This window comes from Actinocorallia herbida, assembly GCF_003751225.1.
Taxonomy (GTDB): Bacteria; Actinomycetota; Actinomycetes; order Streptosporangiales; family Streptosporangiaceae; genus Actinocorallia; species Actinocorallia herbida.
Window position 1 is genome coordinate 5,859,243 of sequence record NZ_RJKE01000001.1, and the last position, 24,317, is coordinate 5,883,559.

The window sequence follows — 24,317 nt, forward strand, 5'->3', positions numbered from 1 at the left end:
GGTAGGTGTACGCCCGGTCCTTTCCCGAGGCGAAGCGCCGCAGCCGCGACGATGCGCCGCTGCACCACCCGACCCTTGATGTGTCTCAAGTCACTCTATTATGGACTTGTCAGTCCATTTTTTGGGACGCATGATGAGTGGACCAGCAAGTCCAAAGCTGGTTCGGCCGCACACCCGCCTTGCCGGTGGATGTTCGGACCGTCGTCACTCCACAGGGATGGTCGATCATGGACACTCTTGAGCGTCTCGGCACCACCGAGGATCTTCGTCGGCTGATGGCCCGCTACGTCCGGTACGCCGATCAGCAGCGCTGGCAGGACCTCACGGATCTGTTCACACCCGACGGTACGTTCACCCCGCACAAGCCCGACGGATCGGTGTGGCTGCACATGGACGGCCGGGAGGAGATCGCCGCGACGGTCGGCGCCAGCGGCGGCCCCGGCGTCACCCTGGTCCACCACCTGTTCTCCGACGAGATCGACGTCGACTCGCCGACCACGGCCTACGGCGTATGGGCGATGGAGGACATCGTCACCCGGCCCGAGGACGCCGAGGTGTCCGAGGCCATCCCCTTCAAGCGTATGCACGGCTTCGGCCACTACCACGCGCGCTTCGTCAAGACCCACGGCTCCTGGTACATCGCCGAACTCATCCAGACCCGGATCCGCCTGGACTTCACCGTCTGACCGTCCTCGCGGCCACCCCACGAACACCAACACGAAAGAAGGATCGCCGTGAGCAACGTCGACAAGCCGACAGCGCTGGAGCCGTACAAGATCGACGTCCCCCAGGACGCCCTGGACGATCTCAAGGACCGGCTGAGGAAGACCCGCTTCTTCGACGACCTGGACAACGAAGAGGAGTACTACGGAATCAGCACCGCCTACCTCAGGCCGCTGGTGGAGTACTGGGCCGACGGCTTCGACTGGCGCGCCCAGGAGACTCGGCTGAACTCCCACAACCAGCACAAGGTCGAGGTCGACGGCACGCCGGTGCACTTCGTGTACGAGCGGGGCACAGGCCCGAACGCGATCCCGCTGGTCGTGCTCCACGGCTGGCCCTGGCCGGGCGAGTTCAGCTACGGCCTCATCGGCCCCCTGACCGACCCGGCCGCCCACGGCGGTGACCCGTCGGACTCGTTCGACGTCATCGTGCCGGACCTGCCCGGCTTCGCCTGGTCCACTCCCGTCGCCAGAGGCGATCTCAACTACTGGAAGATCGCCGACATCATTCACGAGCTCATGACCGAGGTCCTGGGCTACGAGAAGTACGCGGTGGCGGGCTCCGACTACGGTGCCCTGGTCACAAGCGCGCTCGGCCACAAGTACGCCGACAGCATCATCGGCCTGCACTACGGGCACGACTTGCCTCCGGGCCAGTTCGCAGGCGAGCGGTTCTGGGATCTGACCGACGGCGCCAAGATCCCCGAGGACGCCTCGCCGGAACTGCGGGCAGGGCTGGAGAACCTCGTCGGCACCTATGTCTCCCACGTCGCGGTCCACATGCTGGACGCGTCGACCCTCACCCACGGGCTGAACGACTCGCCCATCGGCATGCTCGCCTGGCTGCTGCGGCGATGGAAGAAGTGGAGCGACAAGCGGGGCGATTTCGAGGCCGACTTCCCCCGCGACTTCATCCTCACGCAGGCCACCGTCTTCTGGCTGACACAGTCCATCGGCAGCTCCATCCGCATGTACCGCAACGCCGTGCGCTACCCGTGGGTGCCCTCCCACAACCGTGAGCCCGTCGTCGAGCCGCCGGCCGGCTTCACCTTCCTCCTCGGCGACGCCTACCCGCCCGGCATCGACACCGTCGAAGAACGCATCGCCGCCTTCGAGAACGGGCCCACCCGCAGCTCCTTCAACGTGGTCAACGTCAACGCCCACCTGAAGGGCGGCCACTTCGTCCACTACGAGAACCCCGAGGCCTTCACCTCCGACCTCCGGGCGACATTCCGCGCACTCCGCTGACCCGCCCGGCGGAGTACGGGCCGAGGTCGCGTGGGCGCCGCAGGACGCGGCCGAAATCTCTTCGCTCATCCGCTGCACCGTCTGGGTCCATGCGGGGGCCGGAATCCTCCGGCCCCGCATGGACCCTTCGGTGGTGCTCGTTACAGGCGGTCGGCGTCGACCACGGCCTGGGCGAAGGCCGTGGGCGCCTCCTGCGGCAGATTGTGCCCGATTCCGGTGAGCGTCCGGTGCGCGTACTTGCCGACGAAGAACTTCCGGTAGGCGGCGCCGTCCACGGCGGGCAGGAACGGATCCCGGTCGGGATCGAGGGTGATGGTCGGAACCTTGATGGTGGGCTGGGCCGCCAGCTTCCGCTCGTAGCGGTCGTAGCGGAGCTCGCCGTCGGACAGGCCGAGGCGCCAGCGGTAGTTGTGGATCACGATGGGGGCGTAGTCGGGGTTGGCGAAGGCCGCCGCCGTGCGTTCGAAGGTGGCGTCGTCGAAGTCCCAGGTCGGGGAGACCTCGTCCCAGACCAGCCGGCACAGGTCGTGCCGCAGGGTCTCGGTCTCCATGGCCTGGCGCCCCCGCTCGGTGGCGAAGTAGTACTGGTACCACCACGTGTGCTCGGCCTTGGGCGGCAGCGGGTTCTTCTGCGCCTGGACGTTGGTGATCAGGTATCCGCTCACCGAGACGAGGGCCTTGACCCGCTCCGGCCAGAGCGCCGCGATGATGTCGGCGGTGCGCGATCCCCAGTCGAATCCCGCCAGCACCGCCTTGCGGATGCTCAGGGCGTCCATCAGGGCGATGATGTCGAGCGCGATCGCGGACTGCTGCGCGTTGCGGATGGTGGTCGATGAAAGGAACCGGGTGGTGCCGTGGCCGCGCAGATACGGCACGATCACCCGGTAGCCGGCCGAGGCCAGCAGCGGAGCGACGTCCACGAAGCTGTGGATGTCGTAGGGCCAGCCGTGCAGGCAGATCACCACCGGGCCGTCGGCGGGGCCCCGCTCGGCGTAGCCGATGTCGAGCACTCCGGCCCGGACCTGCTTCAATTTCGGAAAGGCGGTGTGCGTGCCCGGGGGGATCATCGGAATGGCCCGGGGTATGGCCGCCGCCGAGTCGCCGCCCAGTACCCCGGCCACCCCGGTCGCCGCGCCCATGCCCAGACCGATCGCCTTGCTGAAGCTGCGCCTGCTGATCACGTCTTGTCCTCCTTGTGTAGCCGTTCGCGTCTCTCACTGTCGTTCAGGGCTGGTTCCGGCACATCGGTCGGATGACGCCGAGACACTCCGGTCAGACCTATGCGGTGAGCTCGTCCTCCCAGCTCAAGGCGTCGCGCAGCGCGGCCCGCTTGGTGACGCCCAGCTTGGGGAAGATGCGGTACAGGTGTGAGCCGACCGTCCGCGGCGACAGGTGCAGCCGCGTACCGATCTCCTTGTTCGTCATTCCGCTGGCGGCCAGGCCGGCGATCCTCCGTTCCTGCCACGTCAACGAGGCCAGGTTCAGCGTGGAGGCGCGCGGGGCTGCCGCGGTGATCCTCAGTTCGGTCCGGGCCCGCTCCGCCCACCCGCCGGCGCCGAGCCGTTCGAAGGACTCCGCCGCACGGACCAGGAGCCGCCGCGCCGCCGCGCGGTCCCGCACGTGGCGGAGCCGGATCCCGTGCGCGAGCCGGATCCGGGCCAGTTCGAACGGGAATCGCGCCGCGGCCGGGTGGGATTCGGCGCACTCGTACATTTCGGTGGCCTCCTTCTCATCGTCGGCGGTCATCATCAGCGCCCCGTAGGTGATCAGGGCCAAGCGTGGCGAGAGGTCGGTGAGGCCGGCGTCGCGGGCGGCGAGCGCGTGCAGGCGGGCCTCCTGCGCCCGCCCGGTGTGGAGGGCCGCCTCGACGAGGTCGAGCAGGGTGCGTGCGGCCTGACCGGACCACGGCTGAAAGGTTCCCGGACGGGTGATTTCGACCGCGTGGAGATAAGCGGTCTCGTAGTCACCGGCACTCAACGCGGCCGCCGCACCTGCGGCATCGACGATCTGGGTCAGGAACCCGACCCCGCGCGGCCGGGCCCAGGAGTCGACCACGGCTTGCAGCTCCCGCGCCCGTCCCGCCTGCCCGCGCAAGGCCGCGAGCTGCGCCAGATGAGCGCGGGTCTGGTGGGCCAGCAGCTCCTGACCATGCTCGGTCTCCAGCGAGAGGGCGCGCTGCGCCGTGCCCTCGGCGGCGTCCCACTCGCCGGCCGCCAGCTGCTCCAGCATGATCAGGTTCAGCATGACCATGCCGCTGAGCACCGCACCGGTCTCCAGCTCGCGCGTCACGACGCGCTGGAGATGGGGCCGGAACTGGTTCAGGATGTCAAGGTGGTACGCCGAGACGGCCAGGCGCGTGACATCCCAGGGCTCCTGGTCCTGGAGGTTCGCCGCGGCCCGCTCCAGCGGCTCGGACCATCCGCTCCCGTGCCGGACCACGTCGCTCCAGGTGCTGCCGTAGATCCGCGACCTCTCGGTCACCAGATCGCCCAGGGAATCCAGGAGATCCCGGGTCGTCTCCCACAGGGTGTGGTCCGCGGCGTACTGGCTGATGGTGATCAGGAGGACCACGAGACGGTCGATGGTCTCGGCGGAGCGGGCCTGCCCACTGTCGCGCAGGCTCTCGATCGCCGCCGTGACCTGCCGGTGGGTGCAGTGCGCGGCACCGTCCTGGAACAGCGCCAAGTTGGCGGTGGCCACGACCGAGGCCGGGGACGGGCCCGGCCCTGCGGCAAGGTCGGACAGCACGAGCCGGTGCGCTTGGCCGAGACGGGCGGTGTGCCCGGCGACGAAGGCCGCCCTGCTGAGCCTTCGGGATCGGTCGGTGGGGCTCTCGCTCAGTTCGGCGGCGCGGGTCAGCAGACCCACGGCCGCGATGGCGCCACCGCGCCGCGTCGCGCCACCGGCCGCCGCCTCAAGTATCTCGGCCACCTCACCGTCGGGATCGACCGCGGCCATCCCCAGGTGCACGGCGTGACGCTCGGGGTTGTCCCGATGCACCTGCGCCAGGGCCGCGTGCGCCGCGCGGCGCTGGTCAGGAGTGGCCATCTGCACGACGCTCGATCGCACGAGCGGATGCCGGAAGGTGACATCGCCGGTGACCGGCTCGATGTCCAGCAGGCCGCAGGCCACCGCCTCGTCGACCTCGCGCATGCGGTAGCACGGCTCCCGGCTCCGGTCGCCCAAGCCCGCCCCGACCCCGTCGAGGGCTCCCATGAGCAGTTCCGCACCGACCGCGTCGGTGAGGGCCGCGATGCGAGTGCCGTACAGCCGCCGGAGCCGCCTCGGTAGCGGCACGCCGGGCCGTCCGAAGGCGTCCTCCGGAATCCTGCCGTCGGAGCCCGCGACGTGGGCGGGCAACTCCAGCAGTGCCAGGGGGTTCCCCCGGGCCTGGTCCAGCACCACCTGGCGGACACGCCTGCGCAAAGCCGGATGGCGCTGGTCCAAAAGGAGCGCCGCGTCCTCGTCCGTGAGCGCGCCGACCGGCACTTCCGGCAGTGCCGCGGCGTCGAAGCGCGAGGGGACGTCGGCCCGGACGGCCACCAGCAGCTTCACCGGGGCTGCGGAGATGCGTCGGCCCGCGAACCCGAGGACGTCGGCGCTGGAGCCGTCCAGCCAATGGCCCTCGTCCAGGACCAGCAGCACCGGCCGCTTCGCGGCGACACGCGAGAGCAGGTCGAGCAGCGCGATGCCGAGCATCATGACCGAGGGAAGCTCGGCAGTCGTCCGGTCGAAGACCGCGTCGAACACCGCGTCGAAGACCGCGCGGCGGCCGTCTTCCAGCCGGGCGATGTCGGGGAGCAGCGCGCTGAGGAGCTGGTGGAGCCCGGCGTAGGGCAGGTCGGATTCTGCCTCGACACCGGTCGCCCGGATCACGAGGTGGCCTTCCTGCGCCGCGATCTCGGCCGCGTGGTCGAGCAGGGCGGTCTTGCCGACCCCCGACTCTCCGATGACGACGAGCGATCGCCCGCCCGCGGCCCGCACATGGCCGGACAGTTGTTCCTTCTCGCTCTCCCGGCCGATCAGCGTCATCATGACTGACTCAACGCCCCCATTCCTTTCCCCGCCCGACGATCGACCTCGGGCCCTTCAACCGATATCGATCACCTTCGCCGATCAGGGACCCGAGCGGACCAGGAGGACTCCCTGGCCGATCCCTGGGGTGCACCCGTCGCTGGGGCCCGGGTACGGGGGCGCCGGGGACGGGCCAGGGAAAACGTTCGAGCCCGCATCCCCCCGGGATGCGGGCTCGAACCCTGCGCGCCGCGGTTCAGCCCCGCTGAACCACCCCCCGGCGCGTGTTCCAGGGCGGCAGGCCGAACTGGGCCGCCGTGTGCATCAGTGCCGCGCGGCCGGAATGCAGCGGAAGCCGTCGGCGGCGTCGCGGCCGGTGTGGCGCGAAACCTTCGGGTAGCGGCACAGGTCGCGTTCGACGGTCTCGCCACCGGCATTGGTGAGGGTGGCGGGGAGCGTGTCCGGAGCCTTGCCGTCCTCGACCCACGCGGTCAGCGCCGCGAGGTCGTCGGTCTTGCCGGACAGGGCGCAGTGCGCGGTGCCCGGGGCCAGGAACAGCCGGTAGAAGTCGTCGACCCGCTTCGATCCGCCCATCGCCCGCTCGACCCGCTCGCGGTAGTCGACCGTGCCGGCCGTGGGGATCAGCTGGTCGGCTCCGCCGTGCCAGGTGAGGAGCTTGCCGCCGGAGTCACGGAAGGCGGACAGGTCCGGGTCGGCGGTGCCGATGACGTCGTCGTACTCGGCACGGGCCTGACGGAAGATCTTTTCGAACTGGGCGTAGGTGAGCTTGGAGGTGTCGAACGAGGGCTGCTTCTTCACGAACGTGGAGACCCACGCCGAGGGAACGAGGAACGGCACGCCGTGGACCGTGCCGTCGGTCCCGGTGGAGGCGGCCAGGTAGTCGAAGGAGGCGCCGATCGGCAGCCCGTACCAGAGCCGCTTGCCCGAGGTGCTGCGCGGGCCGTCCCAGATCTTGCGGACGACTGCCGCGTCGGCCGCGGTGATGGTGGTCTGCGCACCGTCGCAGACCACCTTGGTGCCGATGAGCTTGCGCGGATCATAGTCGCAGCGCCCGGGGTCGCCGATCAGGCCGTCCTTGATCCCGTCGAGCCCGTCGCAGGCCTTGACCGCGGCCTGGTTGAAGGCGTTGAACTCGCAGGAGCTCGGGTAGGTCCGCTTCTCGTTCATCACCACCTGCGGCCACAGGGAGGCGACCTCGAACTGGTTCCAGTTGACGGCGGGCGCGTTCGCCAGGATGCCGTCGAAGTCGTCCGGATGGCGCTGGGCCTCCATGTAGCCCTGACGGCCGCCGGTCGAGCAGCCGTTCCAGTAGGAGTAGGAGGCGGCCTTACTGTAGACGTCGGCGATGACCTCCTTGCCGACGAGAGCCATCTCGTGCTGGGAGCGGTCGGCGAAGTTCTCCAGCAGCGCGGTGTCGACCTGACCGGAGTCGTTCAGCGCCCAACTCGTGTCGAGTGCTCCGCCGACACCGGCGTCGGTGGTGGCCGCGGCGTACCCCTGCTGGATCGCGGCGGCGAGCCCGCCGCCACTGTCGCCGGCGGCATAGGCGGAACCACCGAGGGCCTGGAAGCGCCCGTTCCAGCCGCTCCGCGGCAGCCAGACCCGCACGGTGGCGTGGTCGTCGGCGCCCGGGTGGGTCAGGGTGACCGTCACCTCGCACCGGGCTGGGACGTCGGGCACCGGGTAGCCGCCCAGCGGCGGTTCTCCGGGCACCTGGAAGGTGCCCGCCGGCAGGAGGTCCGCGGTCACCGATTCCACCTCGGTGCCGGCGGGGGCGGTCACGTGGCCCGCGGAGCAGGTGAACCGGGTTTTGGCGGAGTCCGCCGGAGCCGTCGCGGCGCTCACCGGTGCGTAGACGGCGGCCGCGAGTCCCACTCCGGACACCGCGATCGCCAGAAGCCGTCTTTTCAAGATCTCTCCTCAGGAGAAGCGAGCTGACGCCATCACTCTGGCCAGTGCGCCGGCCTCCGCACATCGGTCATCTGACGCTGCGTCGGATGACCGATGTGAAGCGAAGACACGCGGTCGAAAGTGGTGACCGCAAGGTTCACACCGCTGGAAAACCACTGGAGGGTGATCTCCCATGTCGACCACCAAGAGCCGGAGCGGACGGCGCCTGATCGCCGGTACCCTCACGACGGTCGCCGTCGCGGCCGTCGGTCTCCTCCCCCTCGCGAGCATGGCGAGCGCCGCGCCCCACGGGGCGACGGACCGAGGCCCGAAGCCGACCATAGTCCTCGAGCACGGCGCGTTCGCCGACGGGTCGAGCTGGGACGGCGTCATCACCGACCTGCGCCGCGACGGCTACCCGGTGGTCGCGGCCGCCAACCCGCTTCGCGGCCCGGCCTCCGACGCTGCCGCGTTGCGGAGCCTGATCACGCACATCGACGGCCCGGTCGTCCTGGTCGGCCACTCCTACGGCGGGTCAGTGATCAGCGCGGCCGGCGCGGGCAATCGGCAGGTCAAGGCGCTTGTCTACGTGGCCGCGTTCCTGCCGGCCCCGGGTGAGACCGCGCTTCAGTTGACGAACCGGTACCCCGGCTCCACGCTGCCCGACGCGCTGGACCCGGTCCCCGTCACGAACGCGGACGGCACCGCAGGCACCGAGCTGTACATCCAGCAGGACAGGTTCCGCCACCAGTTCGCCGCGGACGTCCCCGCGCGGCAGGCCGCGCTGATGGCCGCGGCGCAGCGGCCGATCGCCCAGGCGGCGCTGGAGGAGAAGGCCACGGTCGCGGCGTGGCGGGAGAAGCCGAGCTGGGCCGTTCTCACCACGGAGGACCTGAACATTCCGGTGGCGGTCCAGCGCTTCATGGCCCAGCGCGCCCACGCCCGCACCACCGAGGTGGCCGCGTCGCACTCCGTCGCGGTCTCCCACCCCGGCCTGGTCGCGGACGTCATCCAAGAAGCCGCACTCGCCACCCGCTGACCCCCTTCGGAAAGGAGAACCCAGCCATGGACATGAAGCTGGAAGTCATCGTCGTGCCGGTGTCGGACGTGGACCGCGCGAAGCTCTTCTACCTCGACCGGATGGGATTCCGTCTCGACGCGGACTTCCGGGTCCGGGCCGGATACCGGGTCGTCCAGGTGACGCCGCCCGGCTCGGAATGCTCGATCATCTTCGGCGACGGACTGACCCCCACGGCACCGGGAACCTACCTGGGGCTGCACCTGATCGTCACCGACATCGAAGCCGCCCGCCGGGAACTGACCGACCGCGGGGTCGAGGTCAGCGGCCCGTTCCGGGACATCACCGGGGCGTTCCACCACCCCGGCACCGCGGAGCGGGTGCCCGGCCTCCACCCTGACCGCGCCAGCTACGGCTCATTCGCGTCGTTCCAGGACCCCGACGGGAACCAGTGGTTCCTCCAGGAGGTCACGCAGCGCGCGCCCGGCCGCTGACACCATCACGAAACGCCGAGAGGGCGGCCCCGCCCTCTCGGCCGTCTTCCGGAGAAACGCCTGGCCGGACGGCGGGTCGCCGGCGCCCTGCGATACGACCGGGACTGCCGGGGAGAAGCCCGAGTCCTCATTCATCCCCGGCGCCGCGTCATCGTCGGAGCCACCATCGCGACCGCACGAGCTGATCGGACGGCCCTGCCGAGAGGTGCAGAGTAAGCCGGCCCACGGGAGATCCTCACCGGACCCTGGGCACTACCCGCAGGCAGGTGCGCTAGGCCGTCACGTGCCGCCGTACCGGAGGAGGAAGTCGCGGTCGGGGTCGCGGCCGCCCTGGGGGTCGGGCGGAGCAGCGGCTGGGTGGCCGGCGATCGTGTCTTCCAGCGCGATCGGCGGGGGCAGGTGGGTGAACCGATCGGGCGGAGCAGCGGGGGGCACGGCCTCCCCACCCGTCTGCTCACCGGCCATGTGATGCGCGTACCAGGCGGGCCAGCCCGGGTCGTCATGGCCGTGCTCCGCCTTGTGGCGGGCATGTGCTTCGGCGGCCTGTCGAAGTGCCCTGACCAGGGCGTGGACCGAGTCGAAGGTCACTTTCACGGGTGCTCCCGGGCCGGTCGGGTGATCGTCAGGGGGCCGGTGCGCAGCCCTTCCGAGGTGCGGAGAACGTCGGCCCGATGGCGGTGCCGTCGCGGGCCGGAGCATCGCGCGGTGACCCGGAGCGGCCAGGCGCGCTTGCGGACGCGAGGCGGACCCAGAGGCGCTCCGCACCTCGCGCAGGACGTCTCGGCAGCGATCACCCCGTAGACGACCTCGATCAGCGAGCGCTCGGCGGCGGCCACCGGGCGCTGGTGGACCTCCGGCTCGGTGATCGGCCATACCGTCGTGTCGAATGATCCGGTCAGGTACGCCATGTACGCCATCGGCGGCCAGAACCAGTCCACCCCCGCTCCTTTCATCGATCCCGGCGGAAAGCGCCCGGCAGCGGCGCCCTGACGGCCGGATCCTGTTCGGTGGTTCGTCCGAGGACTGTCGATCGCGATGGGCGGAGGACCTCGATACAAGGGATCATGCGGCCAGTCTCATCGCCGGCGACCCGGCCGGTACCCGGGAGAGTCCCTGGTCCGAGCACTGGTCAGTGCTACCGAGCGGTCCAGGGGGCCGCCCAGCACGGTCGCGGCGGCGAACAGGCAGGCCGGCGATCACCTGAGCGGGCACGCGGCACTCACGCTCGACCTGCGCGCCGAAAAAATCCCGGTGATCGCGCCTGGAGAGCCGCTGGAGTGGCGGTGTGGCCGCGCCCGGCCCTCGCCGTCCGCGGCCGCACCGCCCAGCCCGCTGCATGCGCCCCAACGCCGCCCGCGACCTGGTTCTCGGCCGAATCCCGCGACGTGGACGACCGGCCCGATCCTGGCCGAAGCCGCCTACCCCGACGTCCTCGTCGCCCGCGCCGTCACCGACGGCCACGACCTCGACCTCGACCTCGACCTCGACCTCGACCTCGTCCTCTACCCCGACAATCACCTCCGACCACACAGGCCGTGCGCTCCTCACCGTCGACCTCGGCAACCGCACCCACATCCGGGCCGCGTTGAAGGCCGGCACGCTCACCGACTCCACCCGAAACGCGCTTGCTGCGGCGCCGGACTACGAGTGGACGAGCTCGCGATCGTCGCGGAGTTCCAGAACGACGACAAGGCGATGGAGCGGCTCGTCCGGGCACTCGTCGCCGGACCCGGTATCTGGATCTGCGGCGGCTGCGCGTCATTGAGGACGCGGCGGGCCGAGCACCCGGAGTCGTCGGCCAGGCAGAACAGGACGTGCTCGGACCGGAACCGGGACTGGCCGCGCCGGGCGGCCGATCGGCGGGCTTGGGCGGTGGCCTGTTCGGCTTCGCCGTCGCCGACGACCCGGCGTTCCCGGCCTGCGCCGTCGGCGATCACCGCGGGCTCGAACAGGCGGGCGCTGGCTTCGCGGACCTTCTCGCGGGTGACGCCGAGGCTGTCGAGGATGTTCGCGGTCACCCCGAAGTGCAAGGGTTGGGGAAGCTGTGGACCGCCATTGGCGGTACCTGCCAGTAGCTTCAGGCGGGTGCAGGTGACCGGCCGTGCACGCTGCCTGCCCCCGACCGGGTCCCGATCCCGGGCAGGGGCTGGTCTTGTATGTTCCTTGTTCTAGGCGTCTTCGTTGGTGGTGGGTCTGGTTGCGGTAAGCAGCCGTTTGCGTTCTGGGGTGTAGTGCCACCATGGGCGGGCGGGTCGTCCTTCGGCCTGGTCCACGGCGGACATGATGGTGTCGAGCAGGCACGGGTCCAGGGCCTCACCGCAGGCGGCCGACATCTGCTCGTACACCTCGATCGGGTCCCTGCCCGTCAGCTGTGCGCTGCGGGTGATCCCGACGCGTGCGAAGTAGCCGGCCACCGCCCGGCCAACGTTGACCAGATCGGTGAGGTCGGAACCGGCCAAGTCATTCCGGTCGTGGGAGTTCATGGCGCCGCCTCCTTGGCCGGTGTCCGGCGCGTCTGGTCGAGGGCATCGGCGAGCAGGCCGATCTGCCGGGGATCGCCCGAGCAGGGCAGCAGTACCAGGTCGTCGGCGCCCGCCGCGGTCAGGCGGGCGATCTCCAGGCGTAGCCGGTCGGGGCCGGTCAGCAGGTCGGGCTGGATGTGAGGAAGGTAGTCGGGGCCGTAGTAGTGCGCCACGTAGGCTTCGGCGGTCTGGGCCGCGCCGGGCCCCAGGCAGAAGTAGCGCTCGACGATGATGCGCGGCCGTCCGGGGCGTGCGGCCCGGGTCCATTCCCGGTGGACGGCCTCGACGCCCTGTTCGAGGGTTCGCAGGCCGAAGGACGGGGCCACCCAGCCGTCGGACAGGCGGGCGGCTCGAGCGAACCCGGCGGGTACCAGACCGGCCAGGAGCAGTCCGGGACGGCCTTCAGGGAGGGCGGGGACCGGGCCGGATGCTCCAGTCGTCTCCCCGCGCCACACGGCGCGCATCGCCGCGAGGCCCGCCTCGAACGCCGCGCCGCGCCGGGTCACCGGTACATCGCTGGCGGCATAGTCCTCGGGCCAACCGCCCATGCCCAGGCCCACGGTCAGTCGTCCGGCGCACAGCCGCTCCAGCGAGCCGATCTGCTTGGCCAGCAGTACGGGGTTGCCGCGGTAACCGGCGTTGAGGACAGTGGTCAACAGCTCGATGCGCTCAGTTCGGGCCGCCGCTGCGGCCAGCGCGACGAGCGGGTCCAGGTTGTCGTACACCAGCCGGTCGATCACCCCCAGGGAGGCGAAGCCGCGCTCCTCGCTCTCCGCGGCCCAGTTCCCGATGACCGTGGCGTCCGTGTCCGGCACGGCGGCGGGCAGCCCTATTCCGACCCGCAAGACTTCCTCCCGTGATTGTGGTTGTGTGCAGGTTGGGATGCGGATCCGGCCGCGCCGTCATGCCGGCGCCCCCTTCGGAGGGATGTTGAAGTTGATCCGGAAGACGTTGCCGGGGTCGTAGACGGCTTTGAGCTCGGTCAGGCGGGTGTAATCGCCGGGCCGGTAGGCGGTGCGGACGATGGCCGGGTCGGTGTCCTCCACACCGGCGAAGTTGATGTTGGTGCCACCGGTGCTCCAGGGACGCATGCCCGCTAGGAACCGGTCGCGCGCCTCCCGGCTCCCGGGGGCGGGCGTCGCGCCGGTGAACAGGGAGAACACCGTGTCCCTGCCGCCGACGCAGTTGGGGAGCTCGGGCGGGCGGGCGTAGGCGCCGCCGAAGTGCCGCAGCTCGGTGATGAACGGCGGCTGCGCGTCTGGTCCTGCGTGGGCCAGGAGCGTGTCGACCGCGTCCTTGCCGATCTCGTGCAGGAGCACGTTGCGGTCATAGGCCGCGTAGGGGGCATCGGTGGGCTCGTGGTGGATGGTGCCGACCTCGGCGTAGGGCATGTCCCGCAGCGTGTCCATCAAGGTGGAGCCGATCTCCCGCAGCGGACGCACCAGTTCCTCTCCGCTTTCGGTGCCGCTGAAGGCGATCCGTACATGCGTGACGAACCTGCCGCGCAACGGCGCCGGCACGCCGGGCAGGTCCGGGTTCTGGGCCAGCAGCACCGAAGAGGCCATGTGCTCCGGCAGCGAACGGGTCCATTCGGCGTAGGCGTGCAGGACGTCGCCGGTGGCGTCGGCGGGGAAGTAGAGGCCGCCGCCGTACAGCCGCGACACCGGGAACAGTTCGATCTCCATGCCGACGACGACGCCGAAGTTGTCCTTGCCGCCGCGCACCGCCCAGAACAGATCGGGGTCGCTGCCAGGGCCGGCCTCGCGCAGACGGCCGTCGGCGGTGACCACGCGCAGCCGCCGTACGTGATCGGCGGCGAAGCCGAAGCGGCGGCCGAGCAGGCCCGCGCCACCGCCGGTCGTGTACCCGACCGCGCCCACGTTCGGGCTGGAGCCGTTGAGCGGAGCCAGGCCGTGCGGGGCGGCCCGCTCCACGACCTGCCCCCAACGCGTCCCTGCCTCCACCCAGGCGGACCTGGCCTGCGGGTTCACCTCGACACCGTTCAGCCGCCCGGTGTTGATCAGCACGGCGCCGTCCGCCGCCACCGACGGGCTGTGGCCGGTGGCCATCACACCGACAGCCCGGCCCTGCGCCACCGCCATCCGCACGGCGGCGACCACGTCCTGCTCACCGGCCACGCCGACCACGCACGCCGGACGCGATTCCACAGCCCGGTTGAGCCCCACCCGCTCCTGGTCATACGCATGCTCACCAGGTCGAAAGATCTGGTCTGGAGATAGGTTCATGCAGGTCAACGTATCGACGCAATGGACGGCGGTCTTGTAGGAATCGGACACCGTGCGCCCGGCGAAGTCACCGACCCCGCGATCCGCACCGCCCGAAACGGGGTCGACCAGCATCGGAACGAAAAGTCGCGTTAGCGGGCCTGGTGGCGTCGGCATAGCGCGGATGGTCGTTCCGATCCGGGTGGTGCGCTCAGGAGGGGTGGTCTGTGACCAGTTCGATCTCAATGGCCAGGACTCCCAGCGCTTCCTTCTCCGGGCCGTGGATACGGCGGATGTTGGCGAGCTGCTGGTCGCGCTGGTGGCGTTGCAGCTGCGCCGGGCCAGCTCAGATGAGGTGATGGCGGTTCAGCCAGCCGGCGATGGCCTGGCCGATGGCGTGGGGCTGGTCCTCGGGAGCCTGATGGCCGGCGGGTCCGATCCCTTCGATTTCGAGGGCGGCGATGTTCCGGCGAGCCCAGTCCACGATCTCGGGGGAGGCGATACCGACACCCTCCTCGACCGTGAGGAGAAGTTTGGGCACCTCGGGGCTGCCGGCGAGCCATTCGCCGTAGGTGTCCATGCGCTCGGCCACATCGGCCGGTTCGCGGTCGTAGGGAATCTCGCGAGGCCACTGGAGCAGCGGAAGGCGCGACGCAGGGTCGGTGTAGGGCGCGCGGTAGACGTCGTGGTCCTCTGGGCTGAGGCCTGTCTTGATGGCGAACGGGTGGGGCAGGGCGAACTCGATGGCGGCATTCTCCTCCAGCAGTAGCCGCTCGCCGAGCCCGGGGGTGCGCAGCGCCTTGGAATGGTCGATCACGTCCTGCGGCAGCTCCGCCCACATCTGCGGCCGCAGGAACGTCTCCAGGACGGCGACGCCGCGCACCTGGTCGGGGTGGCGTGCGGCACGGTCCATGGCCAGTGCGCCGCCCCAATCGTGGCCGACCAGGACGGCCTCCTTCAGCTCCATGGCTTCGAACCACGCGTCCAGGTAGCGAGCGTGGTCGGCGAAGCGGTAACCGATGTCGGGCTTTCCCGAGGCGCCCATCCCGATCAGATCAGGGGCCAGGACCTTGGCGCGATCGGCGACGTGCGGGATGACGTTGCGCCAGATGTAGGACGAGGTGGGGCTGCCGTGCAGGAACACCACGGGCGACTCGCCCTGCCCGGTCTCTATGTAGGCGAGGTGGGAGTCGAGAACGGCGACAGTGTGCATGATCGTTAGACCCTTCGCTGGTTTGGCACCTGGAACCTAGATCTACACTCCTCCAACTGTCAACTTCCCAAGTAATTCTGATGCAACCATCACTGACAGAAGCATCAGCCTGCTAACATCACGCCCGGAGGTGAGGCTCGTGCCCGACCAGGCAGGAAACGTCGTCGACGACGAATCCGGACCGCTGCATGCGACCACCGGTCACCTGATGCGCCGCGTGTTCACGACCGTCACCGCTCACGCCGTGAAGGACGGGCCCCAGTCGCGCGAGTTCGTGGTGCTCGACATCCTCGCCGACGCGGACGCTCCCTCCCAGCAGGACCTCGCCCACCGACTCGGCATCAACCGTACGATCATGGTCAGGCTGCTCGATCGGCTCCAAGAGGCGGGCCATATCGTCCGCACTCGCAACCCGGCCAACCGCCGCACCTACATGCTGTCGCTGACCGAGGCGGGCCGTACCGCCCTGGACGGTATGCGCCAAGCCGTCGCCGACAGCGATGCCCGGGTCACCGCCGCGCTCACCGACCTCGAACGGCGGCGCCTCACCGCGCTGTTGACCATGCTCGTCGCCGACGACGGGCCATCCGCCATCCGCAGCATCGAGCACCTGATAGCTCAAGCCCACTACCGCCTGCGCCGTCTTGGGGATCATCGGCTCGCGGCGCACGGCCTGCGCACCCGCCATTTCGCCTTGCTGCCCGCGCTGGACCGGCTCGCCCCCTGCCCGCAAGAGCAACTGGCCCGATACCTGCACCTGACCGAGCCCGCCGTCGCATCGCTCATCGAGGAACTGGTCCGGGCCGGCATCGTGTCCCGCGGCCAGGACCCGCACGACCGACGCCGCTATGCCCTGCAGCTCACCGACCTCGGCCGCGCCCGCATGCCTGTAGTGCGTGAAGCCCTGGAGAGCATGGAGCGCTACATCGACGACGTCCTCGGCCCGGACCGCGCGCAAGAACTTCGCGCCCTTCTCACCAAGCTCTTGCCGTAAGCAGATCGACACACCCCGCCCCATCTCGCGGGGAAGCTCAGCCTTGGATGAGCTCGCAATCCATCTGCTCTCTCCCGAGGATCGGGCTCGGGAGGCTGATGAAGCCGCTGCGGTGAGGGCCGAGGTAGCTCGATGGAAATCGCTGCCAAGCTGACGGATTGCCGGGCCCTCCGCGTACTCGATTAGCAAACTCGCGAACGGCTCGGGCACTGGGGTCGGCGGGTCTCCGAGCTTCAGGAGCACCTCGCCGTCGGTGCCGGTGGTGATGTCGTCGGTGGTGAGTAGAACGATTCTGCTGACGGGATGGGCACAGAGCAGGATCAAGATGGATCTGGGCCGCCACGGGACCCCGTCCCCCGGCCGCCCTGGCGCTGCTCGTCGACCGCGTCGACTCAGGGACATCTCAGGGTTGAGCCCTCTCCCCGACCTCCGATGGAAATGTTATGTTTCCACCTGTCAGAGTTTTCTTACACATGAAGGAGCGACATGACAGCCACTCCGCCGACCGGCGACGAGCTGGTCGGAATGCTGGCTGCGCTGTCCAATCCCCTGCGTTTGCGCATCGTCGCCGAGCTGGCGAACGGCCGTGACTACGTGAGCAACCTCGCCCGCGTGATCGGTGTGAGCCGCCCCCTGCTTCACATGCACCTGCAACGTCTGGAGGCCGTCGGCCTGATCGTCGGCAGCCTCGAGCTCTCCGAGGACGGCAAAGCCATGAAGTACTACGAAGTCGCCGACTTCGACGTCCGCCTCACCGCGAGCACCCTCGCCGAGGCCGTCACCACCCTGACCCTGAAGGAGAAGTCGTGAACACCGTCGCCGCCGATGAGGCGATCGCCTGGCCGGAGGTGACCGCCTTCCTGGGCATGTTCCTCATCGCCACCATCCTGATCGGCATCGTGATCTCGAGCTGGCTCGAGGCCCGCAAGCAGAAGCTCGGCGCCCACCAGGCCGACGACCTGCGCCAGCTCGTCCAGCGGTTCGAGCAGCTCGCCGAGTCCACCCTCGACGCCCAGCAGCGTTCCGCCGCCGACCTGGCCGAGCTCAGGTCCCGCACCGCGGCGATCGAGAAGATCCTGCGAAGCGTCGAATGAACCGGCCCCGCTCCGTGAGCCGGTTCCGCCTCCTCGCGTGGGGCGCCCTGGCGCTGTGGACCGCCGTCTCCGCCCTGCTGATACCCCTCGCCGGCAGGTCGGGAGAGATCGTCTCCAAGGACCCCGCGCTGCTGCTGCCGCGCAGTTCCGAGGCGACCCGGGCCCTGCTCGCCGAGCGGCTGGCCTTCCCCGGTGCCGACACCCCCGAGGCCGTGGTCGTCTACGTCCGCGCCACGGGGCTCACCCCGGCCGACCGGGCCGCGGCCGACGCAGACCGGACGGCCTTCGCCGCCCTCGCCAAGGACGGCCGGATCGCGCCCACCGCGGTGAGCGCCGACGGTCAGGCCCTCCTCGTCTCCTTCCCCCTGCGCAAGGACGGCGACCCCGAGGCCGTCGTCAAGAGGGTCAAGGCGGGGCTCGAGGACGCGCCGCCGGGCCTGGAGACGGCCGTCACCGGTTCGGCCGGGGCCCTGTCCGACATCTCCGACGCCGTCGGGGGCACCGACACGACACTGCTGCTGTCGGCCGCCCTGGTCGTCGCGATCCTGCTGCTCATCACCTACCGCAGCCCGTCCATGTGGATCCTGCCGCTGTTCGCGGTCGGCCTCGCCAGCCAGATCGCCACCGGGATCGTCTTCCTGCTGGGGAAGCACGCGGGCGTCACGGTCACCGAGGACGCGACCGCGCTGATGCTCATCATGGTCTTCGGGGTCGGCACGGACTACGCACTGCTGCTGATCGCCCGCTACCGCGAGGAGCTGTACCGGCACGAGGACCGGTTCGCCGCGATGGCCGTCGCGGTCCGGCACTCGTTCCCGGCGATCCTGGCCTCGGCGGGGACCGTCACGGTCGGGATGCTGTGCCTGCTGGCCGCGCGGATGAACGACGTGCGCGGGTTCGGGCCGATCGCCGCGGCGGGGATCGTGGTCGCGTTCGCGGTGATGACCACGCTGCTCCCCGCGCTGCTGGTGCTGCTCGGCCGCTGGGTGTTCTGGCCGTTCGTGCCGCGCGCGGGCCGGGCTCCGAAGGCGCGGAGCCGGGCGGGCGGGGTCTGGGAGCGGGCCGCGGCGCTCGTCGACCGGCGGCCCCGCCGGATCTGGGTGCTCAGCACGCTCGCCCTCGCCGTGCTGTCCCTCGGCGTGCTCGGGTTCCGGCCCGGGCTGACCGCCGAGCAGACCTACACCGAGAAGGTCGGATCGGTCGTCGGGCAAGAACTCATCGCGCAGCACTATCCGGGCGGCGCGTCCGGGCCGGCGCGGATCATCGTCCCGGTGGACTCCGCCGGGGCCGTCTCGGGCGCGGCGAAGGTCCGCGGAGTGGCCTCGGTGGGCGCACCCGTGATCTCCGCCGACGGCCGGACCGCCAGGATCGACGCCGTCCTCGCCGATCCGCCCGACTCCGAGGCCGCCAAGGACACCGTCGACCGCCTCAGGAACGCTTTCCACGGCACAGGCGCCCTGGTCGGCGGCCAGACCGCGACCACCCTCGACGTCGAACGGGCCTCCCATCACGACAACCTGGTCGTGCCCCCGCTGATCCTCGTGGTCGTCCTCGCGGTGCTGGTCCTGCTGCTGCGGGCCGTAGTCGCCCCGATCCTGCTGGCCGCGAGCGTGGTCCTCTCCTTCGCCGCGGCGATGGGCGCGGCCGGGCTGCTGATGCAGCTCCTCGGGCATCCGCACTTCATACCGTCGCTGCCGCTCTACGGGTTCCTGTTCCTTGTCACCCTCGGCATCGACTACACGATCTTCCTGATGACCAGGGCACGGGAGGAAGTCGCCGTCCGGGGCCACCGTCAGGGCGTCCTGACCGCCCTGACGGTCACCGGCGGGGTGATCACCAGCGCCGGGATCGTGCTGGCGGCCACCTTCGCCACCCTGATCACCCTGCCGATCGTGATGGCCCTCCAGATCGGCGCGATCGTGGCCATCGGCGTCCTGCTCGACACCCTCGTGGTCCGGACGCTCCTCATCCCCGCCCTGATCATCGACGTGGGAGACCGCGTGTGGTGGCCCGGCAGAAGGAACGCCAGGCCGCCTGCGGAACGCCTCAGCCGCGACGCCGTCGACCTTGTGGGATAAGGGCCGGGACGCCCCAGTGCGTCCCGGCTCCGAATTCCTTGTGAGACCGGGAGCGGCTGCCAGCCGTCTCAGCAGGGTGTGAGCTTCCCCCGTGCGACGGACAGCTTGATCGTGGTTCTGTCTGAAGCGCCCCGGCAATGCGCCTGGCGAGACATGCCGTGTCGCGACTGGTGTGCTCGCGGCTTCAGCCGGTCCAGGTCATGGCGACGATGACGACACGTCGTTGATCGTCTTCTTCATGCTCAAGGATGAGGTACCAGGCCAGGCCCCGGCCAACGGCGAAGCTCATGGTCCTGGAATCGGCGGCCGCCGGATTGCTCCGGTTGTAAGGCTCACCGCCCCAGGGGGCGAGTTCCAGCTAGGCACGCAGTTCCAGGTAGCCCTCAAGACCATCGGTCCGCACATCGGCGAGCGCTTCCAGAACCGCATCGGTCTCCTCGACGACGTAGGTCACCGCTCGGCGGCGAGCCGTGCCCGGATCATGTCCACCGCCGAACCGGTGGGAACGTGCTCACCGCTCCGGCCTCGCCGAGCTCCGCCGCTACCACGACCTCACAGACTGGCAGCCGATCTGGGTGCAGACCGCCTGACCCGCCTGCCCGCTGCGACCGTCGCCACCGGTGGCGGTGGCGGTGGTCGCAGCGTAGCTCCGGGACCCGTGCGCCTGCACCCCGGCTCAAGCAGGTCACTGGGACCGCTTCGCATTCGAGTGCTTGTGTCGCGTGTTGCTGCTGGTGGCAGCGGCGCCAGGGCAGGAGGAGGAGGTTCTTGCCCGCCACCGCGGCCAGCGCCGCGGACTCGTTCGGGTGACCGGAGCGGACCTCGCCACCCGCTACGAGAAACTCGCAGCCCGCTACGAAGCCGTCCTCCACATCGCCATCATCAACGACCGGCTCCAGACCTCGCTTTGAGACAGGCCTCAGTGCTGTTCGTCGCCTCCGTCGGCGAACAGCTCACTGCCGGTGACGAAGCTGCTCTGGTCGGAGGCGAGGAACAGGACGGCGTTGGCGACCTCCTCGGGGCGGCCCGGACGGCCGAGCGGCACGGACTCTCCCAACTCGCGGACCAGGGCGTCGGCCGCGGTCTGATCCGGGGCGAGGCCGCGCAGTCCCTCGGTCTCGATCGGACCCGGCACGATCGTGTTCACCCGGATGCCCCGTCCGGCCAGCTCCACCGCCCAGGTGCGGGCGAACGACCGGATCGCGGCCTTGCTCGCGGCGTAGACGCCGAAGGCCGCCGTGCCGCTCGTGGCCGCGGTCGAGCCGGCCAGGACGACCGACGCTCCCGGGTTGAGCAGTTCGAGGGACTTCTGCACGGTGAACAGCGTGCCGCGCACGTTGATCGAGAACGTCCGGTCGAAGTGCTCCGGGGTGACGTCGGGCAGGGCGGCGAAGGAGCCGCCTCCGGCGTTGGCGAACAGCACGTCGAGGCCGCGTCCGTGCTCGCGGATCCGCGCGAAGATCTCCTCCAGGTCCTCGGCGCGGGAGATGTCCCCGCGTACTCCCCGGCCGCGGTCGCCCAGCATCGCGACCGTGGCGTCGAGTTCGGCCTGGCGGCGGCCGGTGACGAAGACGAACGCGCCCTCCTCGGCGAACCGCTGCGCCGTCGCCCGGCCGATGCCCGAGGTGCCACCGGTGACCAGGGCAATCTTGTTGTCCAGCTGACCCATGATGATGCTCCTGTCGAAAGTCTCAGCCCTGCGTGGACGGCAGGACGTCGGTCCGCGGCTCGCCGGTCTCCGGCCCGCGGCGGTTCCGTGCGGCGTCGGTCGGCGTGACCACCCGGCCGGATCGACCGCGGCGGCGGGCGCACAGGGCGCCGGAAGCGTCGATGACCGCGCCCACCGGCCGGACGGCCGCACGGGCGACCGCGTGGTCACCGGTCATGATCGCTTTCGTCATCGCCGCCTCCCTCCCTCTTCCACTCTCCCGCTTGCGTGATGTTTCATGCTTCGTCTAACGTGATGTGTCACGTAATTAATTCCGTGCCTTCCAGCAGGCCCGCGGCCGGAGCACTCGGACTCGGGAGGTATCGGGCACATGACGAAGGCGGAGAACCAGCGGAACCGCGCGACCGAGCCGGCACCCGGTCGGCGCGACGACAGGCTGACCGCCGAGCAGGAGGCGACCTGGTTCGCTTACATGCGGGTCTCACTGCGGCTCGACTACGAGATCAACCGCGCGCTGCAGGCCGAAGAAGACCTCTCCCATCAGGACTTCCACGTCCTCAACGCCCTGGCGGACTCCCCCGGCCGACGGCTCCAGGTCACCGACCTCGCGATCCGCATCGGCTGGGAGCGCAGCCGCGTGTCCCATCAGATACGCCGCATGGAGGCACGCGGCCTGGTGGACCGCCTCCCTTCGAGCAGTGACGCCCGCGCCACCGACGCCGTGCTGACCCCGCAGGGCTCCGCGGCACTGCGCCACGCCACCCCCGGACACGCCGCCCTGGTGAAGCGGCTGTTCTTCGACGGCCTGGACCCCGCCCTGCTGCCCTCCCTGCGCACCGCCCTCGACCAGATCCACGAGCAGATCCTCGCCCAGGGCGCCCTGCCCCGCCCCTCCGCCCAGCAGACCCGCTGGACCACCACCGCCGAGGACTGACCCTCCGCCGCTTCACGGGATCTGAATACCGCCACGCACAGATCGCGGCCCGCATCGATCCGCAGGACGGCCGACTGCCCGATCGTGTTGCCGTCGTGGCCGAACGCCGGGCCGCCCGGCAGGTCGTAGAGCTCCCCGCCCAGCCCCTAGGCCGTCCCCCAGCCGATGCCTGGCAGGACGACCTGCGGCTCCCGCATCGCCCGCAGCCCGTCTTCGACCAGACGACGCGCGAAGGCCAGCAGGTCACGCGCGGTCATGGCGAGCATCGACCCGGCGGGCGCGTTCGAGGGTTCCCGCGTCGACCTTGAGCTGGAGGCCGGTGACGTAGCGGGAGGAGTCGGATGCCAGGAACAGGACGGCCTCGGAGATGTCCTCGGGCTGCAGGGTCGGGACCGGGAGCTTGTGCATGGCCTGGAAGCCGGGCTGGGCGTCCTCCCAGGTCGGGTTCTCCAGGTCGGGGCGGAACAGGCGGTACAGGGCCTCGTTGCGGATCATCGGGGTGTCGATGTTGCCCGGCAGGACCGCGTTGACGCGGATCGAGCGGGGCGCGAGCTGGAGCGCGAGGTCGTGGACGAGGCGGGACGCGGCCCGCTTGGAGTGGGCGTAGGCCGCGCCGCCCGGGCCGGCGGCCGGGTTGTCCACCATGCCCTCCATCATCGCCGCCATCGACGAGATGCAGATCAGTGAGGCGTTCTCCCGCAGGTGCGGGAACGCCGCCTCCAGGGTGTTGATGACACCGCTGAGGTTGGTCGAGACCGTGTCGAACCAGCCCATCATCGGCACCTCGGGCCCGACGAGGCTGATGCCGGCGTTGGCGACGACGATGTCGATCCCGCCCAGCTCGGCGGCGGCCTCGGCGACCGCGACGGTGAGCGGGGTCCGCTCCCGCACGTCGGCGACGCGGGTGACGGCGCGCCGGCCGAGCTCGGCGACGAGCCGTGCGGTCTCGGCCAGGTCCGCCTCGGTGGCGAGATCGTAGTTCGCCGTCTCGATCTGCGCGCAGATGTCGACGGCGATGATGTCGGCGCCCTCGCGCGCCAGCCGTACCGCGTGGGCGCGTCCCTGCCCGCGCGCCGCTCCCGTGATGAAGGCGACCTTGCCTTCGAGACTTCCGGCCATGATTGATCTCCTCGACGTACCGGTCTGCTTACCGACCGGAGCGGTCGGTCGATCTACCGGAATTTCGGGCGAAAGGCAAGATGTCCGTCGTGACGAGAGCGTTCCGGCAGCAGATCGACGAGGGCATCCTCGACCACGCCGCCGGGCTGTTCGCCCGCCACGGATACCCCCTGACGTCGATCCGGGCCGTCGCCGACGCCGTCGGCCTGTCCAAGCCGGGTCTCCTGCACCGCTTCCCGTCCAAGGAGGCGCTGCGCGAGGCCGTCGTCCGGCGCAGCCAGGAGCTCCAGCGGGACGTCTACAGCCAGGTCCACGACATGCCGCCGGGGCCCGAGCGGGACAGGGCCGTCATCGAGACCGTCGTCGACCAGGCGCAGGCGCACCCCGGCCTGCTCTCCCTCACCCTCGGTTTCCACACCCTCCTGGAGACCGACGCGCGCGACGCGCCCGGCGGCGACACCCGCATCCTCATCGAGGCCTTCGGCAGCGGCCCCGAACCCGAACCCGAACGGCTCCTGCGCATCACCGCGGCGTTCTCGGCCGTGTCGATGCTCGTCCTGGCCGCCCACCGCGCCGGCAAGCCCTCGGCCTGGCGCCCCCACATCGTCGCCATCGCCTGCGACTCCTTCGGCCACCCCCACCCCTGACCGAAGCGGCCGGCGCACGGACCCAGACCCACTGCGCCGCCTCCCGATCCGCGCCGCTCCGTCGGCGGGGCCGGCCCGCGAAGAAGGCGGCCAGGTCCGGGAGGACAGGTCACACCCGCGACGCGCGTGGGCGCATCGGCGTCGACTCCCCCGCCACCCGACCCGGCTACCCGACGCCCCGGGTCTGCGTGCCACGACGACCTCCCGCCCAGAAGGCAGCCCGTGAACCTTGACGCCCCGGGGCGGGCACCGTGGCGCGGCGGCGGCACGTATGCCGCCACGCCGTCGATGCCAGGCGGCTCCCGAACTCGGCGACACGACATCCGTGCCGAGGCGAGCGGCCGTCAGGAGACCGACAGACGGCTCTCGAACTCAGGATTCAGCACCGAGTCTGAGCTCCCCCGGTGCGACCCTC

General features: G+C 70.4%; 23 protein-coding genes. 10 read left to right on the forward strand and 13 right to left on the reverse strand.

Annotation, left to right across the window (positions count from 1 at the left end):
• The first annotated feature begins 227 nt into the window (after positions 1-227).
• Complete coding sequence (locus tag EDD29_RS26560) at positions 228-686, forward strand: nuclear transport factor 2 family protein (RefSeq protein WP_123667002.1); 459 nt, start codon at positions 228-230, stop codon at positions 684-686.
• Between the two features lie 48 nt (positions 687-734).
• Entirely contained in the window at positions 735-1,970 is a 1,236-nt protein-coding gene (locus tag EDD29_RS26565; RefSeq protein ID WP_123667003.1) for an epoxide hydrolase family protein, read from the forward strand.
• Between the two features lie 140 nt (positions 1,971-2,110).
• On the opposite strand, the gene EDD29_RS26570 is transcribed toward EDD29_RS26565, so the two are convergent.
• The 3 genes from EDD29_RS26570 to EDD29_RS26580 form a co-directional block, all read right to left on the reverse strand.
• Positions 2,111-3,151 carry an alpha/beta fold hydrolase gene (locus EDD29_RS26570; RefSeq protein ID WP_123667004.1) on the reverse strand — a complete coding sequence of 347 codons (1,041 nt, stop codon included), beginning with the start codon at positions 3,149-3,151 and terminating at the stop codon, positions 2,111-2,113.
• 97 nt (positions 3,152-3,248) lie between these two features.
• Complete coding sequence (locus EDD29_RS26575; protein WP_211359918.1) at positions 3,249-6,005, reverse strand: helix-turn-helix transcriptional regulator; 2,757 nt, start codon at positions 6,003-6,005, stop codon at positions 3,249-3,251.
• 303 nt (positions 6,006-6,308) lie between these two features.
• Entirely contained in the window at positions 6,309-7,916 is a 1,608-nt protein-coding gene (locus EDD29_RS26580) for a tannase/feruloyl esterase family alpha/beta hydrolase (protein WP_123667005.1), read from the reverse strand.
• 172 nt (positions 7,917-8,088) lie between these two features.
• Here EDD29_RS26580 and EDD29_RS26585 point away from each other — a divergent pair, with 172 nt between their 5' ends.
• A complete protein-coding gene (locus tag EDD29_RS26585; protein ID WP_170201589.1) occupies positions 8,089-8,934 on the forward strand; it encodes an alpha/beta fold hydrolase in 846 nt (281 codons plus the stop codon).
• A 26-nt stretch (positions 8,935-8,960) separates the two neighbouring features.
• The gene (locus tag EDD29_RS26590; protein ID WP_123667006.1) at positions 8,961-9,407 is read left to right on the forward strand and encodes a VOC family protein; all 447 of its coding nucleotides are present in this window, start codon (positions 8,961-8,963) and stop codon (positions 9,405-9,407) included.
• 279 nt (positions 9,408-9,686) lie between these two features.
• On the opposite strand, the gene EDD29_RS46465 is transcribed toward EDD29_RS26590, so the two are convergent.
• From EDD29_RS46465 to EDD29_RS26635, 7 genes are all read right to left on the reverse strand, one after another.
• Positions 9,687-10,001: a hypothetical protein gene (locus EDD29_RS46465; protein ID WP_211359919.1), complete on the reverse strand. Its 315-nt coding sequence runs from the start codon at positions 9,999-10,001 to the stop codon at positions 9,687-9,689.
• Positions 9,998-10,345, reverse strand: a complete 348-nt coding sequence (locus tag EDD29_RS26600; RefSeq protein WP_123667007.1) for a hypothetical protein — start codon at positions 10,343-10,345, stop codon at positions 9,998-10,000. Before EDD29_RS26600 ends, EDD29_RS46465 begins: the two co-directional genes overlap by 4 nt.
• A gap of 663 nt (positions 10,346-11,008) precedes the next feature.
• Positions 11,009-11,425: a Clp protease N-terminal domain-containing protein gene (locus tag EDD29_RS26610; RefSeq protein WP_170201590.1), complete on the reverse strand. Its 417-nt coding sequence runs from the start codon at positions 11,423-11,425 to the stop codon at positions 11,009-11,011.
• Positions 11,426-11,575: 150 nt separating this feature from the next.
• Positions 11,576-11,890 (reverse strand): helix-hairpin-helix domain-containing protein, encoded by a 315-nt coding sequence (locus EDD29_RS26615; protein WP_123667009.1) that lies wholly within the window; start codon positions 11,888-11,890, stop codon positions 11,576-11,578.
• Positions 11,887-12,774: an LLM class flavin-dependent oxidoreductase gene (locus EDD29_RS26620; RefSeq protein ID WP_170201591.1), complete on the reverse strand. Its 888-nt coding sequence runs from the start codon at positions 12,772-12,774 to the stop codon at positions 11,887-11,889. The genes EDD29_RS26615 and EDD29_RS26620 overlap by 4 nt, the downstream gene beginning before the upstream one ends.
• Positions 12,775-12,831: 57 nt before the next feature.
• A complete protein-coding gene (locus tag EDD29_RS26625; protein ID WP_211359920.1) occupies positions 12,832-14,097 on the reverse strand; it encodes an FAD-binding oxidoreductase in 1,266 nt (421 codons plus the stop codon).
• 403 nt (positions 14,098-14,500) lie between these two features.
• The gene (locus EDD29_RS26635; protein ID WP_123667011.1) at positions 14,501-15,367 is read right to left on the reverse strand and encodes a haloalkane dehalogenase; all 867 of its coding nucleotides are present in this window, start codon (positions 15,365-15,367) and stop codon (positions 14,501-14,503) included.
• Positions 15,368-15,506: 139 nt separating this feature from the next.
• Between EDD29_RS26635 and EDD29_RS26640 the strand changes: the two genes are divergently transcribed.
• The 4 genes from EDD29_RS26640 to EDD29_RS26655 all read left to right on the forward strand — a co-directional run bounded on the left by EDD29_RS26640 (position 15,507) and on the right by EDD29_RS26655 (position 19,533).
• Positions 15,507-16,361, forward strand: a complete 855-nt coding sequence (locus EDD29_RS26640) for a MarR family winged helix-turn-helix transcriptional regulator (RefSeq protein WP_246053040.1) — start codon at positions 15,507-15,509, stop codon at positions 16,359-16,361.
• Positions 16,362-16,847: 486 nt separating this feature from the next.
• Positions 16,848-17,171, forward strand: a complete 324-nt coding sequence (locus EDD29_RS26645; RefSeq protein ID WP_123667013.1) for an ArsR/SmtB family transcription factor — start codon at positions 16,848-16,850, stop codon at positions 17,169-17,171.
• On the forward strand, positions 17,168-17,455 hold the full coding sequence (locus tag EDD29_RS26650) for a hypothetical protein (protein WP_246053042.1): 288 nt from the start codon (positions 17,168-17,170) through the stop codon (positions 17,453-17,455). The genes EDD29_RS26645 and EDD29_RS26650 overlap by 4 nt, the downstream gene beginning before the upstream one ends.
• Positions 17,456-17,469: 14 nt before the next feature.
• Positions 17,470-19,533, forward strand: a complete 2,064-nt coding sequence (locus EDD29_RS26655; protein WP_170201592.1) for an MMPL family transporter — start codon at positions 17,470-17,472, stop codon at positions 19,531-19,533.
• A gap of 919 nt (positions 19,534-20,452) precedes the next feature.
• On the opposite strand, the gene EDD29_RS26660 is transcribed toward EDD29_RS26655, so the two are convergent.
• Together EDD29_RS26660 and EDD29_RS26665 are read right to left on the reverse strand one after the other, a co-directional pair.
• A complete protein-coding gene (locus EDD29_RS26660) occupies positions 20,453-21,202 on the reverse strand; it encodes an SDR family NAD(P)-dependent oxidoreductase (protein ID WP_123667015.1) in 750 nt (249 codons plus the stop codon).
• Between the two features lie 22 nt (positions 21,203-21,224).
• Positions 21,225-21,434, reverse strand: a complete 210-nt coding sequence (locus EDD29_RS26665) for a hypothetical protein (protein WP_123667016.1) — start codon at positions 21,432-21,434, stop codon at positions 21,225-21,227.
• A gap of 138 nt (positions 21,435-21,572) precedes the next feature.
• Here EDD29_RS26665 and EDD29_RS26670 point away from each other — a divergent pair, with 138 nt between their 5' ends.
• Complete coding sequence (locus EDD29_RS26670; RefSeq protein WP_123667017.1) at positions 21,573-22,136, forward strand: MarR family winged helix-turn-helix transcriptional regulator; 564 nt, start codon at positions 21,573-21,575, stop codon at positions 22,134-22,136.
• A 243-nt stretch (positions 22,137-22,379) separates the two neighbouring features.
• On the opposite strand, the gene EDD29_RS26675 is transcribed toward EDD29_RS26670, so the two are convergent.
• On the reverse strand, positions 22,380-23,255 hold the full coding sequence (locus EDD29_RS26675) for a mycofactocin-coupled SDR family oxidoreductase (RefSeq protein WP_123667018.1): 876 nt from the start codon (positions 23,253-23,255) through the stop codon (positions 22,380-22,382).
• An 89-nt stretch (positions 23,256-23,344) separates the two neighbouring features.
• Between EDD29_RS26675 and EDD29_RS26680 the strand changes: the two genes are divergently transcribed.
• Positions 23,345-23,902, forward strand: coding sequence for a TetR/AcrR family transcriptional regulator (locus EDD29_RS26680; protein ID WP_123670708.1), 558 nt, complete (start codon positions 23,345-23,347; stop codon positions 23,900-23,902).
• Positions 23,903-24,317: the final 415 nt, after the last annotated feature.